The following is a 19,646-nucleotide window of genomic DNA, read 5'->3' on the forward strand; positions in this document are numbered from 1 at the left end:
GGGCAAGAGGCAAGAGGCAAGAGGCAAGAGGCAAGAGGCAAAAGGCAAGAGGCAAGAGGCAAGAGGCAAGAGGCAAGAGGCAAGAGGCAAGAGGCAAGAGGCAAGAGGCAAGAGGCAAGAGGGAATAAATTTGATAATGATTGAGAATTACATCTAAAAAGCCCCTGTCATTAATTGCCACGGACAACTGACCACTGACAACTGACCACTGACAACCAACAACTGACAATATGGTTTATCCCGTTATTTGGCACAATAATTCAGTCTCACTGATTGATCAAACTCGCTTACCTAATGAATATACAGTGGTGGAGATTCACCGCAGTGAAGATATGGCACAAGCCATTACAACCATGATTGTGAGGGGTGCGCCGGCGATTGGGGTGGCTGCGGCTTATGGAATGTATTTGGGGGCAAGGGAAATTGAAACCAGCCATCGCCAAGAGTTTTTAGCTAAACTGGAAACAGTAGCTAATTTGTTGCGTTCTACCCGTCCCACTGCGGTAAATTTGTTTTGGGCAATTGGCAGAATGATGCAAACGGCTTATGAAACCATGGGAACAGTCGCCGAAATTAAACAAGCCCTTTTAGAAACTGCCCAAAAGATCAATGCCGAAGACTTGCAAACTTGTCAAGCGATCGGTGATCATGGTTTGGCGGCATTACCGCAAACCCCAGAAAAACTAATTATACTCACTCACTGCAACGCTGGGGCTTTAGCTACCGCTGGTTATGGTACAGCATTAGGTGTAGTCCGTTCTGCGTGGAAAGAAGGACGTTTAGCCAGAGTATATGCAGACGAAACTCGTCCCCGGTTACAAGGTGCAAAACTCACCACTTGGGAATGTGTCCAAGAAGGGATTCCGGTGACAGTAATTACCGACAATATGGCTGCCCACTGCATGAAACAAGGTTTAATTGATGCTGTAGTTGTGGGCGCTGATAGAATAGCTGCTAATGGTGACGCTGCCAATAAAATCGGAACTTATAGTTTAGCTATTGTTGCTAAAGCTCATAATATTCCTTTCTTTGTGGCTGCACCTTTATCTACAGTAGATTTTCAATTAACTGATGGTAGTCAAATTCCCATTGAAGAACGTCACCCAGGGGAAATCTATCAAATAGGTGAAACTATCCTCACCCCTCCAGGTGTGGAATTTTATAACCCGGCTTTTGATGTCACCCCTGCGGATTTAATTACCGCCATTATTACGGAAAATGGGGCTTTTCCTCCCGGTGATTTATTAAAGGCTCAGAAGATGCTTTAATTTTTCAAGTGAGAAGGGTTTAGCAATGCTAGACCCATAAATAAATTTAACCTTTTATTTTAATAAAAATCGGTACATATATTTCTTTATGCCTTATTTCCCTTTTTCCGTGTTGCCTGACTACATAAGTAAATTCAGCGGTAAAAAATAGGATTAAACCACTTAAAATACCACGATATAAGTTAAAATATACCTTATATAGTAATACAGATGTACAGATGTTTATCACAACTGGGGGATTTAGCGATCCCCCAGTGCCGTAATTGTTTGAGGGGAAGTTGATGAATATCTAAACATCATTTGAATCTTTTTCTTAAGACTCCCGGTTTTCTGTTCTTAAAATCCTTAATTTTTTATCTCCTGTAACTTTTCTGGCATATTCTTGAATATTTGTTTTGTGAAGTTCTGTTATTTTTTTTTCAGAAACAATAATTGCTACTCCTTCTTCTTCAATGATTGGATTTTGTTTTTCTGGTTTATTATTACTCATCCTATATTTATGGACTTCTAAAAGCTTTACAAAATGTTTCCAATCGTGTGGTCTTTCATTTATTAAATATTCAAAATAGTCATAGATTGTTGATGATAGCATATTGCCAATTCCATTTGCTGTAATTGGCTTGTCTTCTGCTGAACTTATTTTTTCTGCGATCTTTGTGAGACTATATCTTCCTGGTTCGTCAGCAAAATGAAGAATCGCGCATACTATACATATTTCTCTGTCTGTCAGACCCTCTCTGGTCTGACGACATTGTTGTTTGCCATGTGATAAGTCGTCAATTAAGAGTCGTGTATTCCACTTATTGCTGGCTAGATCAAAGAAGTACATAATAGGATAGGATAAACTTTGTTTATAAATATAGATAGTATCATGTTAATCCTTATTGGCAAGTATTAATCATTAGCATTGTCATCTAATAGCTATTAGTCTAATGATTAATTGGCTACCGACCTAATAACTATGTTTGACAGGTTTAAAAAAAAAGAATATTGTGTATTTATCCAAATTTGCTGTGTTGTTGTATCTGACTATATATCAAAAGGAGTAAACACTAATGCAATGGTTATCAAGTTTGTGGAATAGTTTTACTAACTGGCTAGGAAGTGTCTGGGAATGGTTTGTTAAGTGGTTAATAAATCTTTTAGAGCTTCTATGGGATGTTTTTATTGCCTCCATTTTATGGCAAGCTTTTGGTTCAGCATTCTTTCTGTATGTCATTTTTTACATACTCTATAGTGATGTAATCATGGAAGCTTGGAACCCAAATTCTAATCAATCTTCTGAACGAATTAAATTGGAACAAGCTCCTTCTGGTACTCCACTAACTGATAGACAGGGGTCAACAATTCATAAAATGCCAATGCGATCATGAATTTTTCATAAAATTTAATTGAAATCTTCATCATTTAGAGGTTAAAATGCCTAAAAACAAACAAGTTAAAGATGTTTTTCTAACTCTTGGTTTACGTAACTCTGATTCTCGAAGTAATCTTCAATCTGTAGAAATCATAGGAATTCCTGGAAGAAAGAATCGTGATGGTGAGTGCAGCATTGATGTAACAACAGAACGCTTTTTTGATGATGTAATTGCAAAACAAATCTTTCGTAGTAGTAATCGGCTTAAAGATTGCAAATTTTATGACTTAAAAGTTTGGTTGTATGATACAGGAATTGACAATCAAGGGTATGAAATACCAGAAATTGATCGCAGTGATTTCAAGATAGAAGGCAATATTCCATTTTCAAAACTCAAATATATCTATGTTTTAGATAATGGATATGAGGATAATGAATATATTCAATGGAAGAAAGATGTAGAAACCCTTCTACGTCCTCTTTTTAACTCATTTATTGCGCCACCTGAACCAAATCCTTCTCTGAATTTCAATCCATTTCCAAATTTTCCATTTCCAAAATTTTTTGATTCCTTAGAAACTAAGCTTGATAAGCACGCCGAGATGAAAAATGAAATATTTTTTAATGCGTTAATTATCCAGATTGACTAAAGGTTTATTAGATTTTTAGGAGTAGGAGCAAATCCTACTCTTCCTTTCTATCAAACTGCATTTTCTGATTTATTAAGGAGTAAAATTGTGCCTAGACTGGATCAACTCAACAGACTGGATAAACTCGATAGATTTCGTGGTTTTGGAGAAATTTCTAATGGTAAAGGTAATGAAAGTCAAATATCTACACTAGAGAAAGATTTTAATACAGATGTTACCCCTGATCCAATTATTGATTTAAAACCATATCTGCAACAACCTAAATATTCTTTAAAAGATGTGGTTTTATCCGCAGAGACTAATTTTCAAGTTCAATTAGTATTTGCTGAATTAAAGCACCAAAAACTAATTTATGAAACTTGGGGAATGTCTCAAAGACATAAACATGATATTGCTGTTTGTCTGAACTTTTTTGGATTACCAGGTTTAGGTAAAACTATGGCTGCTGAAGCAATAGCACATGAATTGAATCGTCCTATTTTAGTCATTCCCTACGCGGAAATTCAGTCAAAATTCATGGGGGATACGGGTAAATATATTACTGCTAGTTTCCAATTTGCTAAAGTTCATAATGCCATTTTATTTTTTGATGAAGCAGATACTATGTTGAGTACCAGGGTTGATGTCAATCAATCTTCAGATTCAGAAATGAATTTATGCCGTGCGGTACTTATAACTGAGCTATCAAATTTTCAAGGAATTATCATTTTTGCGACTAATAAACTAGGCAATTATGATGGTGCTTTCATTAGTAGAATTAGATGGCAAATAGAGTTTACTTTACCAGATGAAGAGGGAAGAAGAAAAATTTGGGAAGCACAAATTTCTGAACAATTACCTCTTCATGAATCTGTTAATTTTCAAGAACTTGCTTCTCAATTCGATAATATTTCTGGACGAGATATAAAAAAAGCAGTTTTACAAGCTGTAGTTGCTGCTGCTTGTGAGGATAAACCAGACAATGAAAAATGTGTGACTCAATCACATTTTGTAGACGCTATAAAACAAGTGACTTCTGCTAATGAAGCTGCTCAGAAGGAAAAAGATAAAGGTAAAAGTCAACTTGTCCCTGTAACAGAAAATGTGGAATTACCGCCTGATTCTTCTACTGAATTATAAGTAATACCATTTATAATTTAAAGTAGCGTTCACTCTCAATACTGCTCGGTTAACGAAATAAATAAGGCTGAAACTCTTGAAATATCGTTATTTGTAATGCCCAAAAAAGGCTTAACCGAGTAGTATTGCGTTCACTCTTCGGTAATGATTAGGGTGATGAATTTTTTAAATAGGGATTCATCCCTGGAAATCCAAGCTATCTTAATTTTTAACCCTCAACCCCTTGACACAAAATACCTAAAATCTTGTTTAACTCCTTAATATAATAATTATTTAAATCAATAAATATATCAGTCCCTTCCAACTTCAAGAACTTCCAAATATCTCCTGTTGTCACAGCCCCATAAATAGTTTTAATTTCATTACCTTCTTGTTCATTAAACAACTGTGCTGCTAACATTGCTGCTGCACATTGACCCAAACCACCTTTAATATTTTCATTTTTAGCTTCTACAATAATTAGTACAGGAGCATTAATTGTTAACTGTTCCTTAGAACGACTGATAACAAAATCACAATAACCATTTAAACCCTTCTCAACATCAACATTAAAATCCGTACCAGAAAATAAACTAATTTGATAATTAGCTTTACGCCTTACCTCTAATAAAATTGGCGTAATAATCATTTCTGAGCGTGCTTTCTCCGTATTTATTGCTAACGCGAGTTCCGTAGTTTCTTCTAAAGTGTTGGTTAATTTTTCACTGATTTCTATAGGTTCTACAGTCGCAAATAAATCAGCTTCTTCATCAATTGTAATGTTAAAAATTTTCTTAAACTTAGTTAAGCTAAAATCGCTATAAGCCATTGCTCTTACCTTATTATTTTCAACAGTTTATCTAAAATTTAAAATCTCTTTAATTATAGCAGTATCCTTTTCAGGAATAGGTGCATCTTTACCCTTAGTCTCAATATCCCTGACCCAGCTTTGACTCATACCTACAGCATGAGCAAAATCTCTTTGAATCTTGAAATAAATTCAGGTTCAAAGCTAAAACTTGTTAAAACTGAAGCTGACCGATGGATTTAGCAGAATCAAAAAAGATCCCCGACTTCTCTAAGAAGTCGGGGATCTGAAGGATGTAAACAACCGACGAAAATGGGTTAATTAATGGGGAATTTAGCTAATAATTCCTCACGAGACAACTGAGATAAGTTGAGGAATAAATCAGTTCTCTCTGTGAGAGAAAGTTCCATAATAGAAGTAACAACAGCTAATAATTGCTCATCTAAATTGCCAAACCGTGCTGTTAGTAAACTTCCTACTATTAACCGCAGTTCTTCTTGTCTTCCCGTTTGCAGTCCAGTTTGTAGTCCAGTTTGTAGTCCAGTTTGTAGTCCAATTTGCAGTCCTTCCTCACGCCATTCCTCGCGTTGTTTGAGATATGCTGGTGATAAAGTCATAATCAACTCCCTATCTTCATCGTTGATATTAGTGTTAATCTCTATATTTTTACGCCAAGATGCTAAAATTTCCAGTAGATAATTACGCTGGTTTTCTGTGGAAACTGTGATTAGTTCTTGTACTGCTTGTTTTTGAGTTTCCCCATTACCTAACACCCTTAACCATAGTGTATCCTGATTTTTGGGTAATTGGTTAATTGCTACAATAGCGGTTTTCTGCGATTCTCCTAGAAAATAAACTCCTGTTTCCCAATCATCTTTGAGTGTAGCTCTAAATCCATCTAATTTATTTTTTGAGCAAGTTGGTGTTAAAATCCATAAAACAGGGAACTCGTTTTCCATGAGCCGACGATCTTCTCTTTTTGCTTGTCGAAACAATTCTTCATGAAGACTGTATAATTTTGACATACAACTTCTAATTGTCATTTCATTGGGAGGATTACGAAAAGGTTCAAATAGACAGCTTGTAACTGCCATTTTTGCTAATAATCCTAAATCGGAAGTTACAGGTTCTGATTGATTGGGAACAAACCAAATATCTATTTCTCTAACTTCGCTTTTCACGTCTTTACCAATCTCTACTTGACCTAAAGGTTTTAATAGTTCCTCTAGATATTCTTTCGCAAATTGGTCATGGGCTTCTCTCGTCATACAAAATTCATAATTAATAATAGTGTTTTCATGATGTCTCAATATACTCTAATTGTCAGAATACCACAAGCAGGAAATAAGGAAATTAGCTATTCTATTACTTTGAGTACATTGTATGAAAGTTATCCTGAAGATTATTTTCGTCAGGAGAATAATCGTTCTCTGATTAGTCAAACTATTGAACAACAATCAGCTAGAATGTTAACTTCTGAAAATTTAACTGCGATAATTTCTAATTGGATTGCGGATATTAAAGTCGGTCGTCATCGCACTATTGTAACTTTAGATTTACCTCTTGATGCTTCTATTCCTATTCAACCTGTAATTCCCATTAGTAATCCTGTTTCTGTTAATAGTGTAAATAATCCTATTGTTGCTCCTGCTAAAAAACCTCTCCGTCCAGCAGTAACTCCAACTTCCGAAATCAAAACTGTAAATATCTCTACCAATAAAGTTGAAAATTCTCCTAATAGTAATACAGAAAAAACACCAGAACCAGTTCCAGATATTCGCACTGATACTAACAAAGCTGATTTTTAATAATTTGTAAAAATAAGGAAATTGAAAAATATGAAACCAGAACTACCTTATCATAAATGTCAGCAAGAATTACAGGATTTATTAAAATCTCGTTATTCGTTAATTTTTTTGAGATCATCAGAAGAAAATCGCGCTATTCGTTGCACAATTGATGCTCATTCAGCAATTTTGAATAGTGAAGATATTCAAGATGGAGAATTAGCACAATGGAATAGTACAGAAGGTTTTCAACAAAGATTAGAAACTGCGGGTTCTCCAAATCAAGCACAATGGCAAAGATTAGGTAATCCCATTGATATAAATGGTAATCCAATTTTACAATCTTTAGATATTCTTCAACGTCGGTTACAAGATCAAGTTAGTAAAAATCTGCAAAGACAACACACCTATTTATTACCAGATTGGTCTGTTTTATTACGTCCAGATGATCATTTGATGGCGCGAAAGTTAAAAGAATTACTATTAGTAATAGACCAAAAAAGACCTTCAGTAAGAATGTCTTTAATTATCATTGGTTCAGATTGGACTATTCCGACTATTTTGCGGAATATGGTACATATTATAGATTTACCTTTACCTGTAGAAGCTGAACTTTATGAAGATGTTTTTAGTGTGGCTGTAGAAAAATATGGTTTAACAGAAGCAGATGCTGGAAGATTAGCGGAACAAGCTCAAGGAATGCCTTTACAAGCGGCAATTCAGGCTGCTAAATTATCAACATCTCGGAATTTGTGGACAGATCCAGAAGCGGCTGGACAGTTATTATTAGAAGCCAAAAAACAGGAACTTAGAAAGACTGGAGTTTTAGAATATTATGCTCCCTCTGGTCAAGGTTTAAGAGATGTGGGAGGATTAACTAAAGTTAAAGAATGGATCTATAGCCGTGAGTGTTGGTTTGCTCAAGACGGACAGCCAGAATTACGTCCTCGTGCTATTTTACTCGAAGGTTTCCCTGGTTGTGGTAAAACTTTTATAGCCAGAGCGATCGCACAAGAATGGCACGTACCCCAGATTAATTTTGAAATTGCTCGGTTACAATCGCGCTGGGTAGGAGAATCGGAAAGCAACACTTTCCAAGCGCTTAGAGCCATCGAAGCCTCAGCCCCAAATATCCTATTTATGGATGAAATCGAAAAGGCTTTTGCCGGTGTGGGAGGTGATAGTTCAGGAATTAGTACCAGACAGTTTGGGACATTTTTATCCTGGTTAAATGATCACGAATATCCAATTTTTTTCATCGCCACTTCTAATGATAGAGAAAAATTACCACCGGAATTGTTTCGCGCAGGCCGTTTTGATGAAATTTTTATAGTTATGCCTCCCAATACTGAGGAAAGATATCAAATTTTGCAAAAACGCACTACCGCTTATAAATTACCACCAACTCCACCTTCTATATTAGAATATCTTGTTGAAAAAACCGCCGGTTATTCCGGTGCAGAATTAGATAAATTGGTCAGAGAAGCTATTTATTTAGCTGAATATGGACACTTACCAACAAAGACTCATTGGGAAAATGCTTTATTACAAATTAGTCCCCAATATCGGACTCCCAATATGCAGCAACTATTGCGAAAATATTTAAAATTAATAGAAGGTGGTGGTGGTAAACCTGCATCAGAATTAGAAATAGGTTTTTTAGAAAATCTGATTATTCCCGTCTAGTTTTGTTTGTAATTTTGTCTAAATCTCCAAATCTTTAATTATCAATTTTTGATTCCTATCCATTGGGTAACAGGGGACATTGATTTCCAACCCAGAAATTTACCAATAGGTTCTGCGCGTTGAATAGTAATGCGGGTAAAGTTTCCGCCCACTTTTTCATGCCATTGATATAATCTTTGTTCACCTTCTAAAGTAACAACATTAACTACCATTCTGCCCCCAGGAAGTAACACATTCCAGCAATTTTCTAATATTTCTGGTGCTGTGACACCACCACCGATAAAAATAGCGTTTGGTGTGGGTAAATTGGGGATAACTTCTAAAGCTTTACCTGCCATAATTTGTAAATTTGGTGTTCCTAAAGCAGCAGCATTATCAGCTATATAATTTAGTCTAGTGGAATTTTGTTCAATAGCGATCGCTCGACATCTTCTATCACTTCGCAGCCATTCTATAGAAATAGAACCACAACCAGCCCCCACATCCCACAGCAACTCGCCCGGTAAAGGTGCTAAACTTGATAATGTCACCGCCCGGACTTCCCTTTTCGTCAATTGTCCATCATGATGAAAAGCATCATCAGGTAAGCCGGGAAATCTCGATAAACCAACTATTCCCCTATCAGCAACACATTCCACCGCAATAGTATTTAAAGAAGCGATATTTTCTTCTTGCCAATTAGCAGCGATATCTGTTATAATGTCCTCATTAATATTTCCAATTTTTTCTAAAACGGTAATTTGACTATTACCATAACCGCGACTTATCAAAATTTCCGCCACAATAGCTGGAGTATGTTTTCCCTCACTCAAAATTAATAATTTTGCACCGGGATAAATGTAAGATTGCAGTAAAGAAACCGGACGACCACATAAACTTAAAGTTTCCACCTCCGTTAATGACCATCCTAGTCGAGAACAAGCCAGACTAAAAGCCGAAGGTGCAGGAATAATTGTAATTTCAGAAATAGGAATATCTTTAAGAATAGTTGCACCCACACCATAACATAGAGGGTCGCCACTAGCTAAAATACAAACTGCTTCACCACGACGACTGATAATTTCAGTTATGGAAGTTGGAAAAGGTGATTTCCAGGGAATTTTTTCGCTGTTGTCGTCAGCGGGTAACATGGAAAGATGACGTTCTCCACCAAAGATAATTTTAGCTTTGTCTAAGCAAGAAAGAGCTATGGGACTTAACCCTGCTACACCATCCTCACCGATACCGATAATTGATAACCATTTTTTCATAATTCGTGAAGTTGTTTCTTTTGCTGGAATATCGCTTTTATTACCTTACCGTGAGGGGATGTGAAGTTGGTGCTTTGAGTTGGATAAGAGTTTTTTCTCGCAGAGACGCTAAGACGCAAACAAGAGGGCGGGAGGACTTTTGATGGCTAAGTAAGAGGGTGTTTAAAAAGTCATGATTGCTGTATCAAATATTTTACCCCTCCCTAACCCTCCCCTTTGTAAGGGGAGGGAACTAGATTTTTATTGTTACCCCCCTTTACAAAGGGAAAGGGGGTAACAATGTGATGAAAATTACGGGATACCACTTTTCAAACAACCTCTAAGGTGTCAGGTATATTTCTAGTTCTTGAAAATCTAACACTTTCATATCTGGGAGCTTGAGAATTTGATCTACAGAAAATGGACAAGGTATTGAATAAATTACCTATTATTGCAAAGTTATTTTATTTTTGGTTACTACTCCGAATTATCCAATAACTAATGGATAGGGCAAGAATCGCAATCCCCAAACCAATAATTTCTATACCTTCAGTTACTTTTAAATCAAGAATAATAATTTTTCTAGCAATAGCAATTAAAGAAGTGACAATAACTAATTCAACTTGTAAAACGTGCTTTTTGAGGTAGCCAGTAATATTTTCTAGTATTTCTAAAGCAATTAAAACATTAAGAAATAAACCGAAAGTTTGAAACAATGTCTTGCTAAAACTACCTTCTTTTGGAGAAAGTATTTCCTGAAAAATAAATATTGCTAAATCACCAAGGGTGGCAAAAATTACTATTATCATAAAGAGAGATAGTAATTTGGCAACTATTACCTCGACAATTTCGATCAGGTGAATAAAGCTTTTATCACTGGTAAGTTCTAGAAAATTTTTAATGAATTTTCTCATTTGATACTCCTTGATTAAAATTAAATTGGAAATTACGAATATAAAACAAAAATCCTGTAGATAAATCTCAAGGATCAAAAAGCATAAATATATTTTCTACTTTCACAAACTTGTCAGTTCCAGAAAGTGCTTTTAAAAGTAATAAACCATTACTTAGATTTTAAGATTAATCATGATCATTCTTGTACAATTTAGGTATCTAAAAATACAATCATAACCATTGATAATTAACAATAGATGAAGTAGTAAATCCCCAATTCGGGAATATAGTTAAAAGCTTACCATTGGGAAGACTGAAATTGATAATTTTTAACAGTAGATTCTACAGGGATTGGTACTAATTGCACAGCACAGGCTTTTAATTCTGGTTGGAGGGAATCAGGGCAGGCTTCTGAATGGGTAAGCGTATTAGCTTCTGCATCATCTGCCCATAGCTTACCCCAGTGCATAGGCACAAAGACAGTACCGGGAGAAATAGCTTTTGTGACTTTAGCGGGAAACTTAGTTTTACCACGACGCGATCGCACTTCTAACCACTGATTATCAACAATACCTAAAGCAGCGGCATCACGGGGATGAATCTCGATAAATGGTTGCGGGTGAAGTTTGCGAATTTTCTCAATTCTGCCGGTGCGCGTTTGTGTATGCCAATGACCATACAATCTACCAGTAGTTAATATAAAAGGATAATTATCATCAGGTGGTTCAGCAAGTCCTTTTGAATAATATGCACCAAACTGGGCGCGTCCATCATTTGTGTGAAAGCGTAAATTAGTATATAGGCGCTTAATTTCTGAATTACTACCTTGTGGATAAGGCCAATGAGTTGGACCTTGTGCGGCTAAAAACCCATGACTTAAACCCGACATATCACAAGGACGCTGACGAGTTAATTGAACAAATTCAGCATAAACTTCCGCAGAATTATTAAAAGTAAACTTATCAGTAAAACCTAATCTTTTTCCTACTTCCGCGAAGATTTCCCAATCAGGTTTTGCTTCCCTGGGTGGTTCCCGAAAAGCCGAACATAGAGTTATCCTTCTTTCCGAATTAGTCATAATCCCAGTTTTTTCACCCCACTGCGCCCCAGGTAATAAAACATGAGCATAAGCCGATGTTTCTGTTGGGTAATAAGCATCTTGATAAATAGTAAAAGGAGATTTTAATAACGCCTTTTTCGTTCTTTCCAAATCTGGCATACTCACAGCCGGATTAGTCGCAGCAATCCATAATAAACCTACATTTCCAGTTTCCAAACCGGTGATCATTTCCCAAGCAGTTAAACCAGGAACAGGGGAAATCTGTCCTTTTTCTAAACCCCAAAAATTCTCAACTTCCGCCCGATGTTGGGCATTTTTTACCAACCGATAACCCGGTAGTAAATGGGATAAACCTCCCGCTTCTCTGCCACCCATAGCATTAGGTTGACCAGTTAAAGAAAAAGGACCTGCACCAGGTTTACCGATTTGTCCCGTCATTAAATGTAAATTAATAATAGTTCTAACTTTAGCCGTACCTTCAGAAGATTGATTAACACCCATTGACCATAAAGAAAGTACAGATTTAGATTTTCCCCAATATTTAGCAGCCGTTTCTAAATCTTCAATACTAATACCACAACGACTCGCCACTACCTCCGGCGAATAATGCCGAATTACCTCAGCATAAGCCGGAAAATTGCTAGTACAATCATCAATAAAAGCTAGATCAACATAATTCCATTTCATTAATAAATAGGCAATACCATTTAACAAATCAATATCTGTGCCTGGACGAATAGCTAAATGTAAATCGGCTGCTTCGGCCGTTGGGGTACGCCGAGGGTCAACCACAACCATTTTAACATGGCGATTTTTTTTATGATATTTTGCTAACCGATTAAAAATAATGGGATGACATTCCGCCGTATTTGTACCAATTAAAAAAGCACAATCAGTTAATTCTAAATCATCGTAACAGCAAGGAGACCCATCAGCACCAAAACTTTGAATGTACCCAGATACCGCACTAGACATACACAACCGGGAATTAGCATCGAAATTATTAGTTCCTAAACAACCTTTGAGTAACTTTTGAGCAATATAATAATCTTCAGTTTGAAATTGTCCAGAACCATACATACAGATAGAATCTGTAGCTTGATTCAAGTGCAATGTTTGAATCCGTTGGGTAATAATATCAAAGGCTTCATTCCAACTCACACGCCGAAATTCTGCATCTAACGAATCGCGTACCATTGGATGATGCAATCTACTTTTATCCAAAGATTCAGCAATAGTTGCACCTTTAACACATACCATTCCTTGACTAGAAGGATGAGATTTATCACCCCTAACTCGCCAAATAGGAATTCCTTCACTATCTCGATTTGTGGCTTTTCCATATTGGGCTGGTGCAGAAACTTCTAAACCGCAACCAACACCGCAATAAGGACAAAGTGTTTTGGTAAATTCATTCATGATATTTATGGGATTTCACACTATTGTGCAAAATTTTTTATGAGAAACGAACCGCAGAGGACTCAGAGATAATTTCATAAGAGGAGAAATATTTTTAATTTCTGGTTTTTTGTATTCTTGCCTTTGCGTGAGATATTTATTTTTCTGCTATTAAAATCGGTTGAGGATTAATTATTTCGGCTTCATTTTCTTTATCAGATACAAATGGTTCTTTGGGGACTTTTCCCAATTACGTATTATGCCAATTACTCATCAACATGAGCGCAGCGACGATAGAGGAAGTCTAAGGCATAGTTTCGTAGGTTGTAATATTCTGGATTTTCCATAATCCGGCGACGGTTGCGAGGACGAGAAAAGGGTATTTCTAATACTTCGCCAATATTTGCTGCTGGTCCGTTTGTCATCATCACTAATTTGTCAGCGAGGAAAAGTGCCTCATCAATGTCATGGGTAATCATCAAAACTGTGACTTGATGTTCTGACCAAATTTGCAGTAATTCTTCCTGTAATTCTTCTTTGGTGATGGCATCTAAAGCACCAAATGGTTCATCTAAAATGAGGAGTTGGGGACGAATGGCTAAAGCACGGGCTATAGCTACTCTTTGTTTCATTCCTCCAGATATTTGACTGGGTTTCTTTTGGGCTGCTTCGGTTAGCCCTACCATTGCTAAATGTTCTCTGACTATTGCCCGTTTTTCGGCTTTGCTTTTGTGAGGAAATACGGAATCAACACCTAAATAAACATTATCAAAAACATTTAACCAAGGTAGTAAACAATAGTTTTGAAATACCATCATTCGGTCTGGACCGGGTTCGGTTATGGGTTGACCTTGTAACCACACGACCCCGTTGGTAGGTTTATTAAATCCAGAAACCATGTTGAGCAGTGTTGATTTTCCACAGCCGGAATGGCCAATTAAACAAATAAATTCACCTTCACTAACTTTGAGATTAATGTCATCTAGGACGGTGTATGATCCTTTATCAGTGGGGTAAATTTTGTTGACACCATCAATTACTAAGAAGTCTTCCTTTTTCTGGGTTTGTAATTGTTGAGTTTTGTTATTATAGTTTACTGTTGTCATGATATTTTTGGTAATAGGGAATGGATAATTGGTAATAACAATTGAGAATTGACAACTGATACCATTTCTTTATGAGGCTACGCTTAATTTTGTAACCTTATCTTTTTCTTCTCTGTGTCCTCTGCGCCTCTGCGGTTCGTTCCTTTTTAAATTTGGCGCATCTTTATACAGAATTGGTATGACTAGATAAATACTTCTTCTACTCGAAGCTGGCGTTTAATTTCCAAACTTTTTAGATATTCTATTGGTTCAGAAGGATTAAAGACTTTGCCATCAAATAATTGAATTATTTCTTCCCTGCCAATATCTAAAATGCCTCTTTCTCGTGCGGCTGCACCAAATATATCTGGACGGCAAACTCTGTCAATGACTTCTACCCAGTTTTTGGGGAAAGCTACTACACCCCAACGGGCTAATTGAGTTAAAATCCATAGCATTTCATGACGATCCGGATAGTTGGCTTTGTTGAAATAAAACTGATGGGAAGTTTGGGGTTGGTTGTGATTACCATGCTTGTAATTGTCTATTAAACCTGGAGGAAGATGAAGGGAATTACTACCAAGATAGTCAGGTTGAGAAATTAATTTGAGAACTTCTTCCCGGTTGCGAATATCGTCGCAATATTCACAAGCTGCTAATAGGGCTTTGACTAATGCTAGATGTGTTTGGGGATTTTCCAGCGCCCAATTTTCTCTTACTCCTAATACTTTGTCTGGATGTCCATGCCAAAGTTCTGAGGTGATAGCAATAATAAAACCCAAATTCTGATCAACTGCGTGAGAGTTCCAAGGTTCACCGACACAGTAACCATCAATTTTTGCTTCTTGGAGGGCAGTTACCATCTCTTGTGGTGGAATTACCATCAAACTAACATCTACATCAGGTTTAATTCCACTTGCTGCTAACCAATAGCGCAATAATAGGTTTTGCATGGATGCGGGATGGACAATTCCCAAAGTATGGGTTTTGTCTAAGTCAGCCTTAATAATAGCTTGAAAGTCTGTTAAGTTTTTTACTCCACTGTTGAATAATTCTTGGCTGAAAGTAATGGCGCTACCGTTGCGAGAAAGGGTCATGGCTGTTACCATTGACACCGGATTTTTACCTCCTGCACCTAATGTCAGGGCTAGGGGCATACCTGCAACCATTTGGGCGGCATCAAGTCTACCAGTTACTACACCTTTCCCTATGTCTTTCCAGCTAGTTTCGCTGTTTAGGTTGACTTCTAAACCATATTTGGCAAAGAAACCTTTTTCTTTTGCAATTATTAAGGGTGCAGCTTGAGTCAGGGGAATATAGCCAATTTCCAAATGAACTTTTTCTAAGTTGTTGTTAGAAATAATAGCAGGTGCAGTAGGTTGTTTCTGGCGTTTTTTTGCTTTTTTTTGTTGATTGAGAAAGTAAATTATTTCGTTCCGTAAGTTATAGTAAAAAGGATTGTTAACTACTTCTAAACGGTGACGGGGACGGGGAATAGGTACTTCGATAATTTGGCCAATGTGTGCCTCTGGTCCATTGGTCAACATCACAATGCGATCGCTTAATAATAATGCCTCATCAACATCATGGGTCACCATCACACAGGTAATTCTGTGTTGATTACATATTGTCATTAATTGCTCTTGTAAATTGCCCCTTGTCAATGCATCCAAAGCACCAAAAGGTTCATCTAACAATAATAACTTGGGACGGGTAGCTAAGGCACGAGCGATCGCAACTCGCTGTTTCATTCCCCCGGATAATTCACTAGGACGCTTATTAGTTGCCCGTCGTAAACCCACCATATCAATATGTTCTTCTATTATTCCCCGACGTTCTCCTTTAGGTAGATTTTGATGGACTTCATCTACAGCCAAGGCGATGTTTTCCCTTACAGTTAGCCAAGGAAGTAAGGAGTAATTTTGAAAAACCACCATTCTATCAGGACCTGGTTCTCTCACTTCCCGACCTGCCAAAGTTACACCACCAATACTAGCTTGATCTAAGCCAGCAATAATATTTAGTAAGGTGGATTTACCACAACCAGAATGTCCAATTAAAGAAACAAATTCACCTTCAGAAATTTTTAATTCAATATTTTTTAAAGCAATATATTTACCACCATTGGGGAGGTCAAATATTCGGTCTACATGGTCAATCTCTAAAAAAGTATTCATGATGAATGGTAATGGATAATTGGCAATCTCAGAAATTACGACGAACTAAGAATTATTTTTGTTCTGTTGTGACAACTTTATTAGCAACAAAAGCCACCATTCTATCTAAAACTAATCCCACTAAACCGACATATACCAAGGCGATAATAATCTCGCTCATATTAGTTTCGGTAGTTGTGTTATAGGCATCCCAAATAAACGAACCAATACCCACACCACCAACTAACATTTCCGCCGCGACAATTGCCAACCAAGATAAACCTATGCCAATTCTTAACCCGGTAAAAATATAAGGAACAGTTGCCGGAAACACAATCTTCAAGAAATAACTGCTCTTCTGCAAACGCAAAACACGAGCGACATTTACATAATCTTGAGGAATATTCTGCACGCCCACAGTTGTATTAATCACAATCGGCCAAATCGAAGTAATAAAAATCACGAAAATTGCCGAAGGATTAGCTTGTTGGAAAGCCGCTAAAGAAATTGGTAACCAAGCTAAGGGAGGGATAGTTCTTAATACCTGAAAAATCGGATCTACAGCATTATAAAGAAAAGTATTAGAACCAATTAATATTCCTAAAACAACCCCGACAACTGCTGCTAGAGAAAAACCTAAAGCAACCCGTCCTAAACTTGTCAATATTTGCCAGCCTAAACCCTTATCACTGTCACCATTATCGAAAAAAGGATGGATAACAAAAGGGTCCCAAGTTTCCCGAATTGTTTCTATCGGTCCAGGTAATTGAAAACTAGGAATTAAACAAAGTAATTCCCATAACACCAGAAAAACAAATAATCCAAACAGCGGCGGTATAACCTTGTTAATCAAAAACTTATTAATTACCTTCTGCTGTTTACTACTAACTCTACGACTTCCAACAATAGCAGCCATTTATTTCTCCTAAGTAAAATATTAAAAATCTCTTTTCCTTCTCTTCTCTGCGGCTTTGCGCCTCTGCGTGAGCCTCAAAAATCTAATTAATCTAGTAAATTTCGTTGGGTTACACTTTCGCTGAACCCAACCGACAATTACACCTTCTTAATTTGCAAACTCTTTAAATATTCCTCTGGTTTTTCAGGGTCAAATTTAACCCCATCAAAAAATGTTTCCACACCGCGAGAAGAACTTGCTGGAATTTCCGCAGCAGCCACACCCAAAGCCTTAGCAGCTTGTTTCCATATATCTTCTCTATTGACCTGATCAACAATTTCCTTCACTTTTGTATCTTTAGGTAAATAACCCCAACGAATTTCTTCAGTTAAGAACCAAGTATCATGACTTTTATAGGGATAAGAAGCATTATCTTCCCAATATTTCATGCGATATGCAAAGTTTTGCTCTTTGCGTCCATCACCATAATCAATATTACCTTTAGCCCGTTCTAAAATATCAGCTACGGCGACATTAAAGTATTTCCTATCAGCGCAGATTTTACACATTTCTTCTTTGTTTTCTGCCTGATCACACCATTGTTGTGCTTCCATAATTGCCATTAATAATGCTTGTGTAGCATTGGGATTTTTATCAACCCAATCTTGACGCATAGCAAAGGCTTTTTCTGGATGGTTATTCCATAGTTCACCTGTAGATAAAGCTGTATAACCTAATTTTTGACTTACCAATTGAGCATTCCAAGGTTCTCCTACACAAAAAGCATCAACAGTTCCAACTTTCATATTTGCTACCATTTGTGGTGGTGGTACTGCTTGCAAAATTACATCTTGATCAGGATTAATACCCCCTGCTGCTAACCAATAGCGCATCCATAAATCATGAGTACCACCGGGAAAAGTCATAGCAACTTTTATAGATTTTTTATCGGCTTTGGCTTTATTTACAGACTCTTTTAGTAATTTACTTTGTAAACCAACTTTCAAATCTTTGAATTTTTCAGCAACTGAAATCGCTTGACCATTGATATTTAACCGCGCCAAAAGATACATTGGCACTTTATCATTCATGGTCAACAGATAGGGCATAGGGGTAAGAATATGTGCGCCATCAATACCACCACCAGATGAGCCAATTTTTAAGTTATCGCGGGTGACTGGCCAGGATTTTTGTTTGCTGACTTCTACATCAGTCATACCATATTTAGTAAAGAAACCTTTTTCTTTAGCAATAATTAAAGGTGCGGAATCTGTTAAAGCAATAAATCCTAATTTGGCTGTGGTTGTTTCAACTTTTGGGGCATTACTAACTTTGGAATTATTAGCTAGTTTGCTATTGGAAGAAGCACTATCTGTTTTTACTGAATCAGAGTTACTAGATGAACAGCCGTGCGCCAAGATAGAAGTTACGGTTGCTACACTTGAGGTAATAATAAATTTTCTGCGAGAAATATTGCTCATGGGAAACTCTTGATTAATTTTAATTTGGGTTTGCAGTTATCTCTGGATTTTGGCGATTAAATTAATTTAAGGAGGAATCAAAGCCTGTTACTTAAGTTTTGCACCAAATTTATGAATAAGTAAATCTCTTAATATGGGTTGTAAGTCTTCGCAGGGAATACTTTTTTTAACACAAGTTCCTAAATGTGCATCTTTCCCGACTGTTCCACCCATATAAATATCCACACCTTCTAACATTTGTCCATTTTTACGCACTTTAGTTCCCATTAAGCCAATATCTGCTACTTGGGGCTGTCCACAGGAGTTAGGGCATCCTGTCCAATGAATTCGCACAGGACGTGATAAAGTTAGTTCAGATTCCAATGATTTTATCATTGCTAAGGCACGATTTTTGGTTTCTATCAAGGCAAAGTTGCAAAATTGTGCGCCTGTACATGATACTAGCGATCGCATTAATAAGCCAGGATTAACTGAAAATTTCTCTAATACTGATTCTGTGAAAAATGCTGTTAAACTGGAATCAGGAATATTCGGGATAATGATATTTTGTTCAACGGTAAACCGGATTTCTCCACTTCCATAAACTTCGGACAATCGGGCAATTTCAACCATATCATCAGCAGACAATCTTCCCACGGGAATATTTAAACCTGCGTAGTTAAATCCAGATTGTTTTTGTTTATATATGCCCACATGATCCCGTTTTTCCCAGTCAATTTGATCTTTATCTACTGCGGGTAATAATGATTGACCAAAACGTTTTTCTACTTCGGCGCGGAATTTTTCTATCCCCC

16 protein-coding genes and 1 pseudogene are annotated in these 19,646 nt (G+C 36.9%); 6 read left to right on the forward strand and 11 right to left on the reverse strand.

From position 1 onward, the window contains the following. Window positions 1-230 precede the first annotated feature (230 nt). Window positions 231-1,268 carry an S-methyl-5-thioribose-1-phosphate isomerase gene (mtnA, locus tag AN486_RS22130; RefSeq protein WP_290602592.1) on the forward strand — a complete coding sequence of 346 codons (1,038 nt, stop codon included), beginning with the start codon at window positions 231-233 and terminating at the stop codon, window positions 1,266-1,268. A 313-nt stretch (window positions 1,269-1,581) separates the two neighbouring features. On the opposite strand, the gene AN486_RS22135 is transcribed toward mtnA, so the two are convergent. Further along, window positions 1,582-2,097: a hypothetical protein gene (locus AN486_RS22135; protein WP_290602593.1), complete on the reverse strand. Its 516-nt coding sequence runs from the start codon at window positions 2,095-2,097 to the stop codon at window positions 1,582-1,584. 226 nt (window positions 2,098-2,323) lie between these two features. Here AN486_RS22135 and AN486_RS22140 point away from each other — a divergent pair, with 226 nt between their 5' ends. The 3 genes from AN486_RS22140 to AN486_RS22150 all read left to right on the forward strand — a co-directional run bounded on the left by AN486_RS22140 (window position 2,324) and on the right by AN486_RS22150 (window position 4,394). Continuing rightward, the gene (locus tag AN486_RS22140) at window positions 2,324-2,641 is read left to right on the forward strand and encodes a hypothetical protein (RefSeq protein WP_290602595.1); all 318 of its coding nucleotides are present in this window, start codon (window positions 2,324-2,326) and stop codon (window positions 2,639-2,641) included. Between the two features lie 46 nt (window positions 2,642-2,687). Further along, the gene (locus AN486_RS22145) at window positions 2,688-3,275 is read left to right on the forward strand and encodes a hypothetical protein (RefSeq protein ID WP_290602597.1); all 588 of its coding nucleotides are present in this window, start codon (window positions 2,688-2,690) and stop codon (window positions 3,273-3,275) included. Between the two features lie 87 nt (window positions 3,276-3,362). Then, entirely contained in the window at window positions 3,363-4,394 is a 1,032-nt protein-coding gene (locus tag AN486_RS22150) for an ATP-binding protein (RefSeq protein WP_290602599.1), read from the forward strand. A 208-nt stretch (window positions 4,395-4,602) separates the two neighbouring features. On the opposite strand, the gene AN486_RS22155 is transcribed toward AN486_RS22150, so the two are convergent. Beyond that, window positions 4,603-5,202, reverse strand: a complete 600-nt coding sequence (locus tag AN486_RS22155; RefSeq protein WP_290602601.1) for a hypothetical protein — start codon at window positions 5,200-5,202, stop codon at window positions 4,603-4,605. A 296-nt stretch (window positions 5,203-5,498) separates the two neighbouring features. Then, complete coding sequence (locus tag AN486_RS22160) at window positions 5,499-6,449, reverse strand: hypothetical protein (RefSeq protein ID WP_290602603.1); 951 nt, start codon at window positions 6,447-6,449, stop codon at window positions 5,499-5,501. A 30-nt stretch (window positions 6,450-6,479) separates the two neighbouring features. Between AN486_RS22160 and AN486_RS22165 the strand changes: the two genes are divergently transcribed. Both AN486_RS22165 and AN486_RS22170 read left to right on the forward strand, forming a co-directional pair. Then, the gene (locus tag AN486_RS22165) at window positions 6,480-6,989 is read left to right on the forward strand and encodes a hypothetical protein (protein ID WP_290602605.1); all 510 of its coding nucleotides are present in this window, start codon (window positions 6,480-6,482) and stop codon (window positions 6,987-6,989) included. 30 nt (window positions 6,990-7,019) lie between these two features. Beyond that, a complete protein-coding gene (locus tag AN486_RS22170; protein ID WP_290602607.1) occupies window positions 7,020-8,654 on the forward strand; it encodes an AAA family ATPase in 1,635 nt (544 codons plus the stop codon). 41 nt (window positions 8,655-8,695) lie between these two features. Here the strand turns inward: AN486_RS22170 and cbiE are convergent, their stop codons facing one another. From cbiE to nirA, 8 genes and pseudogenes are all read right to left on the reverse strand, one after another. Further along, entirely contained in the window at window positions 8,696-9,904 is a 1,209-nt protein-coding gene (gene cbiE / locus AN486_RS22175) for a precorrin-6y C5,15-methyltransferase (decarboxylating) subunit CbiE (RefSeq protein WP_290602609.1), read from the reverse strand. A gap of 443 nt (window positions 9,905-10,347) precedes the next feature. Then, complete coding sequence (locus AN486_RS22180; RefSeq protein WP_053539146.1) at window positions 10,348-10,797, reverse strand: phosphate-starvation-inducible PsiE family protein; 450 nt, start codon at window positions 10,795-10,797, stop codon at window positions 10,348-10,350. Between the two features lie 278 nt (window positions 10,798-11,075). Then, window positions 11,076-13,256 carry a molybdopterin oxidoreductase family protein gene (locus AN486_RS22185; protein ID WP_290602611.1) on the reverse strand — a complete coding sequence of 727 codons (2,181 nt, stop codon included), beginning with the start codon at window positions 13,254-13,256 and terminating at the stop codon, window positions 11,076-11,078. Window positions 13,257-13,501: 245 nt separating this feature from the next. Then, on the reverse strand, window positions 13,502-14,341 hold the full coding sequence (locus AN486_RS22190) for a nitrate ABC transporter ATP-binding protein (RefSeq protein WP_290602613.1): 840 nt from the start codon (window positions 14,339-14,341) through the stop codon (window positions 13,502-13,504). Window positions 14,342-14,523: 182 nt separating this feature from the next. Next, window positions 14,524-16,497, reverse strand: coding sequence for a nitrate ABC transporter ATP-binding protein (locus tag AN486_RS22195; protein WP_290602615.1), 1,974 nt, complete (start codon window positions 16,495-16,497; stop codon window positions 14,524-14,526). Window positions 16,498-16,549: 52 nt separating this feature from the next. Beyond that, window positions 16,550-17,392: a nitrate ABC transporter permease gene (gene ntrB, locus AN486_RS22200; protein WP_053539150.1), complete on the reverse strand. Its 843-nt coding sequence runs from the start codon at window positions 17,390-17,392 to the stop codon at window positions 16,550-16,552. Between the two features lie 137 nt (window positions 17,393-17,529). Then, entirely contained in the window at window positions 17,530-18,852 is a 1,323-nt protein-coding gene (locus tag AN486_RS22205; RefSeq protein WP_053539151.1) for a CmpA/NrtA family ABC transporter substrate-binding protein, read from the reverse strand. A gap of 87 nt (window positions 18,853-18,939) precedes the next feature. Further along, window positions 18,940-19,646, reverse strand: a pseudogene (gene nirA / locus AN486_RS22210) (ferredoxin--nitrite reductase); the annotation flags it as partial.

This window comes from Anabaena sp. AL93 (assembly GCF_001672085.1).
GTDB classification, from domain to species: Bacteria; Cyanobacteriota; Cyanobacteriia; order Cyanobacteriales; family Nostocaceae; genus Dolichospermum; species Dolichospermum heterosporum.